Annotated in this window: 7 protein-coding genes; 2 read left to right on the top strand and 5 right to left on the bottom strand. The window is 66.6% G+C overall.

Going from position 1 to position 13,368, the window contains the following annotated elements:
- Positions 1-47 precede the first annotated feature (47 nt).
- The gene (locus tag ACFC4D_RS37690; RefSeq protein WP_376070644.1) at positions 48-1,241 is read right to left on the bottom strand and encodes an SLC13 family permease; all 1,194 of its coding nucleotides are present in this window, start codon (positions 1,239-1,241) and stop codon (positions 48-50) included.
- A gap of 275 nt (positions 1,242-1,516) precedes the next feature.
- Between ACFC4D_RS37690 and ACFC4D_RS37685 the strand changes: the two genes are divergently transcribed.
- Together ACFC4D_RS37685 and ACFC4D_RS37680 are read left to right on the top strand one after the other, a co-directional pair.
- Positions 1,517-2,950, top strand: a complete 1,434-nt coding sequence (locus ACFC4D_RS37685; protein WP_375963826.1) for an FAD-binding oxidoreductase — start codon at positions 1,517-1,519, stop codon at positions 2,948-2,950.
- Positions 2,947-4,263 (top strand): class I SAM-dependent methyltransferase, encoded by a 1,317-nt coding sequence (locus ACFC4D_RS37680; RefSeq protein ID WP_375962043.1) that lies wholly within the window; start codon positions 2,947-2,949, stop codon positions 4,261-4,263. The genes ACFC4D_RS37685 and ACFC4D_RS37680 overlap by 4 nt, the downstream gene beginning before the upstream one ends.
- 15 nt (positions 4,264-4,278) lie before the next feature.
- On the opposite strand, the gene ACFC4D_RS37675 is transcribed toward ACFC4D_RS37680, so the two are convergent.
- The 4 genes from ACFC4D_RS37675 to ACFC4D_RS37660 all read right to left on the bottom strand — a co-directional run bounded on the left by ACFC4D_RS37675 (position 4,279) and on the right by ACFC4D_RS37660 (position 13,324).
- Positions 4,279-5,718, bottom strand: coding sequence for an alpha/beta hydrolase (locus tag ACFC4D_RS37675; protein ID WP_376070641.1), 1,440 nt, complete (start codon positions 5,716-5,718; stop codon positions 4,279-4,281).
- A 219-nt stretch (positions 5,719-5,937) separates the two neighbouring features.
- Entirely contained in the window at positions 5,938-9,468 is a 3,531-nt protein-coding gene (locus ACFC4D_RS37670; protein WP_376070639.1) for a protein kinase, read from the bottom strand.
- Positions 9,469-9,923: 455 nt separating this feature from the next.
- A complete protein-coding gene (locus tag ACFC4D_RS37665) occupies positions 9,924-12,077 on the bottom strand; it encodes a 3-hydroxyacyl-CoA dehydrogenase NAD-binding domain-containing protein (protein ID WP_375962035.1) in 2,154 nt (717 codons plus the stop codon).
- 35 nt (positions 12,078-12,112) lie between these two features.
- Entirely contained in the window at positions 12,113-13,324 is a 1,212-nt protein-coding gene (locus tag ACFC4D_RS37660; protein ID WP_375962032.1) for an acetyl-CoA C-acetyltransferase, read from the bottom strand.
- Between the last annotated feature and the right edge of the window lie 44 nt (positions 13,325-13,368).

The following is a 13,368-nucleotide window of genomic DNA, read 5'->3' as shown; positions in this document are numbered from 1 at the left end:
CCCCAGCCCCAGCCGCACAACACTTTCAGATTCGGTTCCGCGTCGCGCTAGCCGGTGAGCAGCAGACCCGCGACGGCCAGTGTGGTCGCGGTGACAGCCAGCACCAGACCGGAGAGTACGAAGCGCGCCAGCGGAACCCGCACCCGATAGACGCGGCAGAACTCCAGGCAGAGCAGGGTGGCCAGGGAGGCCCACGGGGTCACGATGGGGGCGACGTTCGAGCCGATCAGCAAGGCCAGCAACTGATTTCGGTTGGCGTCCGGGATCACGGCCTCACCGGCGGTGTAGGCGGGCAGGTTGTTCACGATATTGGACAGGCCCGCGCCCGCACCCGCCGCGCGGAACGCACCGGACGCTCCCGGATCGTCGCCGACCAATCCGTGCATCAGATCTGAGAGGCCGAACCGGCTCAGGGTGGGCACCACCAGGAACAGTCCGGCGACGAATACCAGCAGCTGCCAAGGGAACAGCGACGGCCGCAGCACCGAGCGGTCGAAGATCGCGAACGCCACCAGGGCGATCAGCGCCGCGGCGGCGGCCGCGTAACCGATGTGATCACCGGCCAGCGGGATCGCCAGCACGAAGGCCAGGCATGCGCCGCCGGTCGACCACAGCAGCCACCGTTCCCGGGAATCGGCCGGGCGCACCGGTTCCGGCACCACGTAGCGATCCGCGCCGCGCCGCGAACGCCGCCAGTAGAACACCCACAGGCACACCATGGTTGCCACCGTGGACAGCAGCTGCGGCAGCCACATGCGGGCGGCGAAACCGGTCACATCGAGGCCGACGCGATCGGCGGCGAGCAGATTGGTGAGGTTCGAGACCGGCAGCAGCAGGCTCGCGGTATTGGCCAGCCACAGCGTGGTCATGGCCAGCGGCAGCGGGGCGATCCGCGCCGGCACCGCGAGGGCCAGCATGACCGGGGTGAGCAGGACCGCGGTGGTGTCGAGATTGAGCACGACGGTGGTCACCGTGGCGAAGAGCCCGCACAGTAGGAACAACGCGGCGTAGTCGCCGCCCGCCACGATCGCGAGCCGATGCGCGATCACATCGAATACCTTGGCGGCGCGGGCCAGTTCGGCCAGCACGATCACACTGCCGAGAAACAACAGCAGCGGCGCGATCCGGCGCATATTGTCGGCCGCCTCGGCGCGGGGTAGCAATCCGGTTGCCACACAGAGCAATCCGGCGGCCAGCAGCGCCAGCCGGACTTTATCCAGGTTGCTCGGACGCCAACGCACCGCCTCATTCAAGCAGCGGTGCGCGCTTTAGCGCCGTCCGCCCCCGAGCAGTCGCGGCGTTCGGCACAGGCGCGAAGACCGGAAAAACTCCGGAGCGGAAATACATCCAGATAGTTAGCTCTAGTAACTATAATCACCGGGATAACGGGAATAGACTCGATATGCGGCTGGTAGCGGGTGTTGATGCGTATGCAAACTGTGCGTGAAAAACCGCCCCGCCGGTGTGCTCCTGCTGGCCGTACCGGTCGGTGCAGGCTAGCGTTCCGGGGGTGGCAGTGAGTCTGTTGGGGAAGGCAGGCCGGATACCGGCCGTGCGGGAATCAGGGTTCGCAGCGCATCAGGCAGGGGTCGATCGGCTACTCGCTTCGTATCGAGCCATACCGCCCGATGCGAATGTCCGGCTGGCCAAGAAGACCTCCAATCTGTTCCGCGCCCGGGCCAAGAGCACCGCGCCCGGACTCGACGTCTCCGGATTGACACAGGTCATCGCGGTCGACCGGCATGCCAAGACCGCCGATGTCGCGGGCATGACCACCTACGAGGATCTGGTCGCGGTCACCCTGCAGTACGGGCTCGCGCCGCTGGTGGTGCCGCAGCTCAAGACCATCACCCTGGGCGGCGCGGTCACCGGACTCGGTATCGAGTCGACCTCGTTCCGCAATGGGCTGCCGCACGAATCCGTCCTGGAGATCGACGTGCTCACCGGGGCGGGCGAGATCATCACCGCCACCCCCGACGGCGAGCACGCGGACCTGTTCCGCGGCTTCCCGAACTCCTACGGCACGCTCGGCTACTCCACCCGGCTGAAGATCCAGCTCGAAGCGGTCGAACCTTATGTGGCACTGCGCCACATAAGGTTTCATGAACTGCGGGAGCTGGAAACGACCATGGCGCAGATCATCGCGGACCGCTCGTACGCCGGGGAGCGGGTCGACTATCTCGACGGCGTGGTGTTCACCGCCGACGAGAGCTACCTGGTGCTCGGGCGGCAGACCGATGAACCCGGACCGGTCAGCGACTACACCGATATGGACATCTTCTACCGGTCCATCCAGCACGATTCGACCGAGCCCAAGCGCGACCGGCTGACCATCTCGGATTACCTGTGGCGCTGGGACACCGACTGGTTCTGGTGCTCACGGGCGTTCGGGGCGCAGAACCCGAAGATCCGCCGCTTCTGGCCGAAGAAGTACCGGCGCAGCAGTTTCTACTGGAAGCTCATCGGACTCGACCAGAAGTACCACATCGGCGACCGCATGGAGGCCCGGCAGGGCAATCTGCCGCGCGAACGCGTGGTGCAGGACATCGAGGTGCCCATCGAGCGCACCGCCGACTTCCTGGACTGGTTCCTGCGCGAGATACCGATCGAGCCGATCTGGTTGTGCCCCTTGCGATTGCGCGACTCCGGCGGACCGGAGCGGCCGTGGCCGCTCTACCCCCTGGAACCCGATCGCACCTATGTGAACGTCGGCTTCTGGTCGGCCGTGCCGACCCGGCCGGGACAGCAGGAGGGCGCGGCCAACCGCGCCATCGAGAAGGAGGTGTCCGCGCTCGACGGGCACAAATCCCTCTACTCGGACTCCTACTACGAGCAGGACGAGTTCGCCGAGCTCTACTACGGCGGCAAGACCTACGCCCAACTCAAGGCAACCTACGACCCGGATTCTCGTTTACTGGATCTGTACTCGAAGGCGGTGCAACGCAAGTGACCACGTTCAAGGATCGTTCCGACGTTTTCGCCGAGCTCGGAACAAAACTCACCATTGCCGAGATCTTCGAGACCCTCATCGAGGGCCCGATGCCGATCCGCTTCACCGCGTACGACGGCAGCAGCACCGGCCCCGAGGACTCCGAGTTCGGCCTGGAGATCATCCATCCGCGCGGCGTCAACTATGTCGCCAACGCACCCGGTGATCTCGGCATGGCGCGCGCCTACATCTCCGGCGATATGATCGCGCACGGCGTGCACGCGGGTGACCCGTACGAACTGCTGAAAGCCATGGCGGGCTTGAAGTTCCGGCGCCCCACCGCCATGCAGCTGGTCGTCATCGCGCGCTCGCTGGGCTGGGAACTGCTCAAGCCGGTCGCCCCGCCGCCGCAGGAGACGCTGCCGCGCTGGCGACGCATCGCGCTGGAAGGCTTGCGGCACAGCAAGACTCGCGACGCCGAGGCCATCCACCACCACTACGACGTCTCGAACACCTTCTACGAGTACGTCCTGGGCTCCTCCATGACCTACACCTGCGCGGTGTACGAGGACGAGCAGTGGAGCCTGGAACAGGCGCAGGAGAACAAGTACCGGCTCGTCTTCGACAAGCTGAACCTGAAGGCCGGAGACCGGCTGCTCGATATCGGCTGCGGCTGGGGCGGCATGGTGCGCTACGCCGCCAAGCGCGGCGTAAAGGTCATCGGCGCAACGCTTTCCGCCGAACAGGCGGAATGGGCGCAGCAGAAGATCGCCGAAGAGGGCCTGACCGAACTCGCCGAGGTGCGGCATTCGGACTACCGCGATGTGCGCGAGGGCGATTTCGACGCCGTCTCCTCCATCGGGCTCACCGAGCACATCGGCGTGCACAACTACCCGGCCTACTTCGAATTCATCAAATCCAAGCTCCGGGTCGGCGGCACCTTCCTCAACCACTCCATCACCCGGCCGGAGAACACCCGCACCACCAAGGCGGGCGACTTCATCGACCGCTATGTCTTCCCCGACGGTGAGCTAGCGGGCTCCGGGCGCATCATCTCCGATATCCAGAACGTGGGTCTCGAGGTGCTGCACGAGGAGAACCTGCGCCGGCACTACGCGCTCACCCTGGCCGAATGGTGCGAGAACCTGGTGAAGAACTGGGAAGCCGCCGTCGACGAGGTCGGCGAGGGCACCGCCAAGGTGTGGGGCCTGTACATGGCGGGCTGTCAGCTCGGCTTCGAACGCAATGTGGTGCAGCTACACCAGGTGCTCGGGGTCAAGCTCGGCGAGGACCAGGCGTGGACGGTACCGCTGCGCCCGTGGTGGAAGCCCTAGGCCCGGGAACAGGCCCTACGACAGGTTCGGCACCGGCAGCCCGAGACGGGCGGTCAGCCACGGCAGCGTCGAGGTGAACGCCGACGACGCGAACTGCCAGGTATGACCGCCCTCCGCGGTGTGCACCGTGCAATCGATGCCGACGCGGCGGCCATCCTCGCAGAGGGTGTTCGCCGCACCCAGTTCACCGGTGTCGAAGACGCCGTCGTGACCGCCAAGGCCGACCGAATCATCATCGGCGGCAGGCTGTTTCGGGCGGAAGTTGCCGCCGTTGCCGTAGCCGTTCGCATTGGCGTTGCCGTTCCCGTTGCCGCCGTTGCGCATACCGCCCTGATGCTGCGGCGGGGTCAGATCGTCGAAGACGCCGACCATATCGGTGTACGGGCCATGCTTGGCCATCACCGTCTGCGGATCGAATTGCGCCCAGGTGTCGGCGTTTCCGGCGTACAGGCGGCGAATCGTCTGCTCCTTGGTGCCCGCCGTCGGGCCGAGATCACCGGCGATATCGAGGAACGTGTGCAGCAGCTCCGGGTGCATGACCGCCAGATCGACCGCGCAGGTGCCGCCCATGGACCAGCCCACCGCCGCCCACTTCGCCGGATCCGCCGACACCCCGAACGCCGACTTCATATAGTCCGGAACATCATTGGTGAGATGGTCCGCGGCGTCACCGCGGCTGCCGTTCACACATTCGGTGTCATTGTTGAAACTGCCGCCGGAATCGACGAACACCAGCACCGGCGCCTGACCGTTGTTGCCGTTCACGAAATCGTCGACGGCGGGCATGATCTGGCCGCTGCGCACCCAGTCCGCCGGGGTGTTGAACTCCCCGCCGATCATCATCACCACCGGCAGCGCGGGCGGCTTGTCACCGGCGAACCACGCGGGCGGCAGGTACACGTACTCCTCGCGATGCTTGAAATGACTCCCGGACTCCGGAATATCCACCGGCACAATGCGTCCCGAGCCCACATTGGTATTGCGCAGCGAGGCCAGCGACGCCAGCGAGGTCTGATGCGGCAGCGGTTCGGCCGTCAGCGCCTCCCACGCGGCATTCGCCGTCGGGTAGTAACCCACCCACTGATTCAGCACGATCAGCGCGTTCACCAGGGCCAGCGGCACGGCCAAGAGCGCCGCCCCCTGCTGCCACCACGGGCCCGACCGCCAGCCGACAATGAAGGCCCCGCCCGCCGCCGCGATCATGGCGATGCACACCCACAGCAGCATCGGCGCCGGATCCGAGGCCAGCCCCTCGTCCATCATGTACAGCCACGCACCCCAGGCCGCCGCCACCCCGAGCGCCACACACACCGGCACCGAGAACAGCCACCAATTCCGCTTGAACCGGGCCAGCGCCACGATCAGCGCGAACACCGTCCCGAACAACACCACCTGCGGTAACCACCCGTGCAACAGCGAAATCCCATGGTGGAAGTTCCCACCCCGCCCCGTCATCACCGGAACGTGCGGTGCGGGAGGAGGACCGAGCGGAGGACTCTGCGACAGCACACGGGTGAACAGCACGACGGCGATTCTCAACGCCGTTCCTCGAGAAACCCTGTGAACCCCCTCGAGGTCGCCTGGCGAACCCCGCCACACCGGCATGACAGGACCGACACCCCGGCGAAACATTCCCACCGGAACCCACCGCGAAATCAGGGCGGCGGCGCGCGATCAGAGCAGCGAATCCAGGAAGGCGCGCGGCAACTCGGGGGCGTCGGGACTGCCGATATCCACCAGCGGGAGCTGGGTGCGCATGGTGCGCAGGATATTGCGCACGCCGGGGCCCGCGTCCAGGAAGGGCCTGGTCCAGCCGAGCGGGGCGAACCGCACCACCACCGGGGTCAGCACCGCGATGGACTCCCCCACCCAGCCGGACGCGGACAGGCATTCGGTGAGCAGCAGGGCGGCATCCATTTCCGCGCGCGGGCGGTTCTTCTCGCGAATGCGGGCGTGCAGGGCGCGGGCGCGTTTGACGGCTGTGTCATCGGTGCCCAGCGGGGCCAGGTCATCGGCGGGGCCGCGATCGTCGCCGCGGTAGTGGCGGTAGAGCAGTGCTCGGACGGTGGCGAATTCCTCGGCCTCGGCGGCCAGGGCGGCCGCACCGGACAGATGCCGGACCGGGCGGGTCATCGGGTCGGTGACCAGGCCCGCGGTGAGTTGATCCGGCGGCAGGCCGAGGCGGAAGCGCTCGGCCCGGATATGGGCGGCGAGGCGATTGAGCTTGCGATCCAGGGCGATTCGCGCGCCCTCATCGAGTCTGGCGGTGGCGGTGTCCAGATCGCCGTGCACCGCCTTCACGCGGGCACCGATGACGAAGGTGCTGATCAGGAAGTCGACCGGCCCCACGTGGGTGGCGAGTTGATAGCTCTGGTCCAGCAGGCGTTCGGCGCTGTCGAGATCATTGCGGCGATAGGCGAGCTCGCCGAGCAGGGCGGCGGCCACCCGCACCGGCTGCGAGTGCGGGCCCGAGCGATCACGCGCGGTCTGCCAGGCCTGTTCGAAAAACGCCGTGGCGGAATCGATATCGAGTTGTTCGTAGGCGGCATCGCCCTGACCGCAGAGACCGAAGACCGCGCCCAGCGGATCCGCGGACAGTGCGTGATACGGCGCGGCCCACTCCTGCATGCGGCGCGCGCCGTCGAAATCGAATTCGCAGAGCCGCACGAAGGAGGCCAGATTCGCGGCGGTGGAGACCGTCCAGGGCGGCAGTTCCTCCGCCAGGCGCAGACTGTCGGCGAGTTTGTCCAGGACGCCGTCGGTGCGATCGCGCGCCACCTGATCGGCGGCATCGAGCACGGCCGCCTGACAGCGCTGATTCACCGCCTCGGCATCGGTGGGCGAACTGCGCGCCAGCATGCTGGACAGGCGGCCCAGCGCGGTGCGGGCCGCACCGGACTGTTGCAGATTCACATTCGCCCGGGCCAGCGCCATCAACAGCTTGCTGCGCGAAGTCACCTGCTGCACAGGCAGTTTCGATACCGTCCCGAACAGCGTGGCCAACCGGGAGCGGTCGATCAGATCCATGCCGCCGTTCTCGATGAGATCCAGGGCGAACTTGAAATCGGTGGCGGCCAAAGCGTGATCCACCGACTGCCGCAGCAACTGATGCTCGGCGAACCAGCGGGAAGCCTTGCGGTGCAACGCTTTGACCTGTCCAGGCTGGGCGCGTTCCAGTCGCGCCCGCAGATGTTCGGCCACCATCGGCTGCATGCGATACCAGGACGAGTCATCGGACAGCCGGTGCACGAACAACTCTCGCTGCTCGGCCTGATCCAGTAGCGCACCGGCCTCGGCGCTGCCGCTCAGCGCCTCGGCGAGCGAGGCGTTCACCCGCTCCGGCACGGCGATGGCGGACAGGAAGTCAAGCATGGCCGGTTCCAGGCTGTCGAGCACATTCTCGGCGAGGTATTCGCGAATCGCCTTGCTGTCACCGGATATTCGAGTGATCAGCTGATCGGCGTCCGCTCCGGCGGCCCGCAGGGACAGGCTCGCCAGCTGAATGGCGGCGGGCCAGCCGTCGGTGGCGGCGTAGATCTGCTCGACCTGACGGTCGGTGAGTTGCAGCCCGGTGCGGTCGACGAGAATCTGCCGCGTCTCCGCCTCGGTGAGTTTCAGTTGATCGCAATCGATTTCGACGAGTTCATCGGCGACCTGCATGCGGCTCAACGGCAATCCGGAGCGCTCGCGGCTGGTGATCACGAAACGCAGATGGTGACAGCCGTTGTCGAGCAGATTGTCCATCACCCGGTGCGCGCCGGTATCGGTCACCCGATGCCAATCGTCCACCACCACGACAATGGTGTTCCCGCCCGCGTGCACCTCGTCTATCAGCGCGGACACCGCGTACGGCACCGCCTCGGCGGGCCGCTCCTCCAGCACCTGCTCCAGTCCGGCCCCGAGTTCGGGCCGCACCCTGCGAATGGCGGCGATGATGTGCGCGAGCAGCCACACCTCGTTGTCGTCGTATCGGTCGATGGCGATCCAGGCCACCGACACCCCGCGATCGGTGAGTTCGGCGCACCATTGCGCGGCCAGCGTGCTCTTGCCGAATCCCGCCGGACCGTGAATGACCGCGAGCCGTCGCCTGCCGCCCGCCCGCAGCGGTTCCAGCAGTCGCGGCCGCGCCACCGGTTCGCGTGCGGGCGTCGGCGGCCGGAATTTCGTTGCGGCCGTTGGCGGTAGCGTATGCCCGCTCGGCGTGACGGACCCGCCCACCGGTGTGAAGGTCCCGCTCGGGGTGGTCGGCGGGCGCAGGGTCAGCGAGCGGTTGCGCGGTGAGTTCATCACCGTGCGCTGGCGCGAATACTGTTCGGTGGCTTCGGAATCCGCCTCGTCACCGGCGCTGTCCAGCAGCGCCATCTCATCGGGCACCTGCCCGTGTCCGGTCTGCACCGTGCGCAGCAGATCACCGAATTCCACCGCCGATTCCGGGCGATCGCGCGGATCCGGGGACATCGCGGCCTCGATGGCCGCGGCCACATCCGGCGGAATCTCCTGTTCCCGCAGATCCGGCAGCGGTGCGCTGGTGATGCGCAGGAACTGCGCGACGATCTTCTCCCCCGCCTGCCGCTCATAGGCGGCGTGCCCGGTCAGCAGTGCGAACAGGGTGGAGCCGAGGCCGTACACATCCGAGCGCACGGTGGGCTCGTCACCGCGCAGCACCTCGGGGGCGGTGAACGCGGGCGATCCGGTGATCAAACTGGTGGAGGTGCGGAAACCACCCGGAATCCGGGCGATGCCGAAATCGGTGAGCTGCGGTTCGCCGTATCGGCTCAGCAGCACATTGGCGGGCTTCACATCCCGGTGCAGCACCTGCGCGCGATGCGCGGTCTCGATCGCACCCGCCAGCTTCACCCCGACCCGCAGGGAATCCGACCAGGTCAGCGGACCGTTATCGCGCACGAGCTGCTCCAGGGAACCGTGCGTGGCATACGGCATCACGATGTACGGCCGCCCGCTCGCGGTCACGTCCACCTGGAGGATGTCGACGATATTCGGATGCCCGGAGAGCCGCCCCATGGCGTGCTCCTCGCGCAGGAAGCGCTCACGGCTCTCATCGTCGATCTCGGTGGAGAGCACCTTCACCGCGACGACCCGATCGAGTACGCGCTGCGTGCAGCGGAAAACCACCCCGAAGCCGCCGCGGCCGACCTCCTCGGCATCGATCAGTCCCATGGCCTCGAGCTCATCGGTGATGCTCACGGGAACATATGCCTGCGTGGCCGTTTCGGGCCGAGTAGAGTCGCTCCGGGAGCCTCCCGGGCGCGGCTGTGGTTCCATCTCTACCCCACCTCGCACTGGACGAGCGCGCACCGAATCTACGGGCGATACCGGTGTTCTACCCGCGCATATTCAAACGTAGCGCGCTGGGCACGTATGTGTGCGGAATTCGGCACAGCACCGGGGTTCCGCGCGCGCTGAAATCCGGTACGACCGCCCCGAAATCCACGGGATGCCGAACGTTGGCCGCGCCCGGCCCGAACCTCGCCTCGCCATACCCGGATATCGCTTCGGACGATACGAACGTCACCCCCGCTCGACAGGGCACCGATACGACAGGACCCGGGCCGTGGCGACGACCCGGGTCCTGTCCGTACCCGCTATCGCGCCGAGGTTATCCGAACCCTCAGCGCGACAGGCGTTTTCGTACTTCTCGCTTACTTGCGCAGCGAGGCCGGAACCTCGAAACGCTCACCGAACTTGGCGGCCAGCTCATCGGCGCGAGCCACGAAGCCGGCGGTGCCGCCCGGGTAGCCCACGATGAACTGGTGCACGCCACCGGTCCAGGCCGGGTAGCCGATACCGAAGATCGAGCCGATGTTGGCGTCGGCGGTGGTGGTCAGCACACCCTCGTCGAAGCACTTCTGGGTCTCGATGGCCTCGATGAACAGCATGCGGTCCTTCAGGTCCTGCAGCGAAACGCCCTCGGGCAGTTCACGCTTGGAACCGAAGGCCTCACGCAGGCCCTCCCAGATGCCGGCGGTCTTGCCGTCGACGTAGTTGTAGAAGCCCGCGCCGCCCAGCTTGCCCTTGCGGTCGAACTTGTCGATCATCGTGTCGATGACGTTGCCCGACGCGAGCGAGGCGGCCGAGATGACCTTGCCCTCGGCCTCGGCGGCGGCCTTGGTCTCCTTGAAGATCTTGTTCATGGTCTCGAAGTTGAGCTCATCGCTCAGCTTCAGCGGCGCGGCCGGGTAGCCCGCCTGCAGACCGGCCTGCTCGATGGTCGCGGGATCGATGTTCTCCTGCAGCATCATGATCGCTTCATTGATGAAGGTGCCGATCACGCGCGAGGTGAAGAAGCCGCGGCTGTCGTTGACCACGATCGGGGTCTTGCGGATCGCGAGGGTGTAGTCGTACACCCGGGCCAGCGCCTCGTCCGAGGTCTTCTCACCGCGGATGATCTCGACCAGCGGCATCTTGTCCACCGGGGAGAAGAAGTGGATGCCGATGAAGTCCTCGGCCCGCTTCACACCGTTGGCCAGCAGGGTGATCGGCAGCGTCGAGGTGTTCGAGCCCAGCAGGGCGTCGGCGTCGACGATGTCCTCGATCTCCTGGAAGACCGCGTTCTTCAGTTCCGGCTTCTCGAAGACGGCCTCGATGACGAAGTCGACACCGGCGAAGTCGGCCGCATCGGCGGTCGGGGTGATCTTCGCGAGCAGCGCCTTGGACTTCTCCTCGGTGGTCTTGCCACGCGAGAGCGCCTTCTCCTCGAGCTTCTCGGAGTAGTTCTTGCCGCGCTCGGCCGCCTCGATGGTGACGTCCTTCAGCACGACCTCATAACCGGCCTTGGCGGAGACGTACGCGATACCCGCGCCCATCATGCCCGCGCCGACGACGCCGATCTTCTTGATCTCACGCTTGGGCACGTCCTTGGGACGCGAACCACCGTTGTTGATCGACTGCAGATCGAAGAAGAACGCCTGGATCATGTTCTTCGCGACCGGGCCGGTCAGCAGCGAGACGAAGTAGCGCGACTCGATCAGCGACGCGTTGTCGAAATCGACCTGCGCGCCCTCGACCGCGGCGGCCATGATGGCCTGCGGCGCCGGCATGTTCTGGCCCTTGAGCTGCTTGCGCAGGTTGGCCGGGAACGCCGGGAGGTTGGCGGCGAGCGCCGGGGTGGTCGGGGTGCCGCCCGGGATCTTGTAGCCCTTGACGTCCCAGGGCTGCACGCCCTTGTCCGGGTTGGCCTTGATCCACGCCTTCGCGGCGGGGACGAGCTCCTCGATCGAGCCGACGACCTCGTTGATCAGGCCGGTGGCCTTGGCCTTCTGCGGGTTGAACTTGTTGCCCTGCAGCAGCACACCCATCAGGCCGTTCGCGATGCCGAGCATGCGGGTGATGCGGGTGACGCCGCCACCGGCCGGGAGCAGGCCGAGGGAAACCTCGGGCAGGCCCAGCTGCACGCCCTTGACGTCCGCGGCGATGCGGTAGTGGGTGGCCAGGGTGATCTCCAGGCCGCCGCCGAGGGCAGCGCCGTTGATCGCCGAGACGACGGGCTTGCCGAGCTGCTCCAGGCGACGCAGGTCACCCTTGATGCTGCCCAGCTCCTCCATGATGTCCGCCGCGTTCTCCGGGGTGGTCTTCATCATGTTCTTGAGGTCGCCGCCGGCGAAGAAGGTCTTCTTGCCGGAGGTGATGACGACACCGGTGATGTCGTCCTTCTCGGCCTCCAGGCGATCGACGGTCGCCTTCATGGAGTCCTTGTAGAGCTGGTTCATGGTGTTGGCGCCCTGGTTGGGGTCGTCCATGGTCAGCACGACGATGCCGTCGGCGTCCTTTTCCCAGCCGATCATGTTCTCAGTCATTGTCTTTGGTTCTCCTCGAGAAAAGTCGGTGGGCGTTAGACGCGCTCGATGATGGTGGCGACGCCCATGCCGCCGCCGATGCACAGGGTGATCAGGCCGTAGCGCGCGTTGCGACGGTGCAGCTCGTCGACAACGGTGCCGGTGATCATCGCGCCGGTGGCGCCCAGCGGGTGGCCCATCGCGATGGCGCCGCCGTTGACGTTCAGCTTCTCGTCCGGGATCGCCAGATCCTTCTGGAACTTGAGCACGACGGAGGCGAAGGCCTCGTTGATCTCGAAGATGTCGATATCGTCCGTGGTCAGGCCCGCCTTGGCGAGAGCCTTGAACGCGGCCGGGGTCGGGCCGGTCAGCATGATGGTGGCGTCGGCGCCGGAGGTGGCGGTGGCCACGACGCGGGCGCGCGCGGTCAGGCCGGAGGCCTTACCGGCATCTTCGTTGCCGACCAGCACCAGCGCGGCGCCGTCGACGATGCCCGAGGAGTTACCACCGTGGTGCACGTGGTTGATGGCCTCGACGTAGGTGTAGCGCTGCATAGCGACGGCGTCGAAACCGCCCATTTCGCCGATGCCGGCGAAGGCCGGGTTCAGCTTGCCCAGGTCGGCGGCGGTGGTGCCGGGACGCATGTGCTCGTCGTTGTCCAGCACGGTCAGGCCGTTGAGGTCCTTGACCGGTACGACGGAGTTGGCGAAGTAGCCGTTCTTCCAGGCGTTGGCGGCCAGGTCCTGCGAGCGCACGGCGTAGGCGTCGACGTCATCGCGGGTGAAGCCCTCGATGGTGGCGATCAGGTCGGCCGAAATGCCCTGCGGGACAATGTAAGCCTCGTAGGAGGTCTTCGGGTCCATGAACATGGCGCCGCCGTCGGAGCCCATCGGCACGCGGGACATGGACTCGACGCCACCGGCGATGACCAGGTCATCGAAGCCGGAGCGGACCTTCTGGGCGGCCAGGTTGACGGCCTCGAGGCCGGAGGCGCAGAAGCGGTTGATCTGGATACCGCCGACGGTGTCGGGCAGGCCCGCGGTCAGCACGGTGGTGCGGGCGATATCCGCGCCCTGGTCACCGACGGGGGAAACAACACCCAGGATGATGTCCGAGATCCGATCCTCATCGAGGTTCGGGAAACGGTTCCGCAGCTCTTCGACCAGACCGGTGGTCAGATCGATCGGCTTGACCGAGTGCAGCGACCCCTTCTTGTTGCGGCCGCGCGGGGTGCGGATGGCCTCGTAAATGTAGGCCTCTGTGGTCATATCGGAGTTTTCCTTCCGTAATGTGCGCCGACACCGCGTTGTGC

This window comes from Nocardia sp. NPDC056000 (genome assembly GCF_042269265.1).
Classification (GTDB): domain Bacteria; phylum Actinomycetota; class Actinomycetes; order Mycobacteriales; family Mycobacteriaceae; genus Nocardia.
This window is presented reverse-complemented; position numbering and strand designations above follow the sequence as displayed.

What these genes read in the sequence shown, in the direction of transcription:
- ACFC4D_RS37665 (WP_375962035.1), bottom strand. Translation starts at nt 12,077, where the DNA reads ATGACTGAGAACATGATCGGCTGGGAAAAGGACGCCGACGGCATCGTC.
- ACFC4D_RS37660 (WP_375962032.1), bottom strand. Translation starts at nt 13,324, where the DNA reads ATGACCACAGAGGCCTACATTTACGAGGCCATCCGCACCCCGCGCGGC.
- ACFC4D_RS37675 (WP_376070641.1), bottom strand. Translation starts at nt 5,718, where the DNA reads ATGACGGGGCGGGGTGGGAACTTCCACCATGGGATTTCGCTGTTGCAC.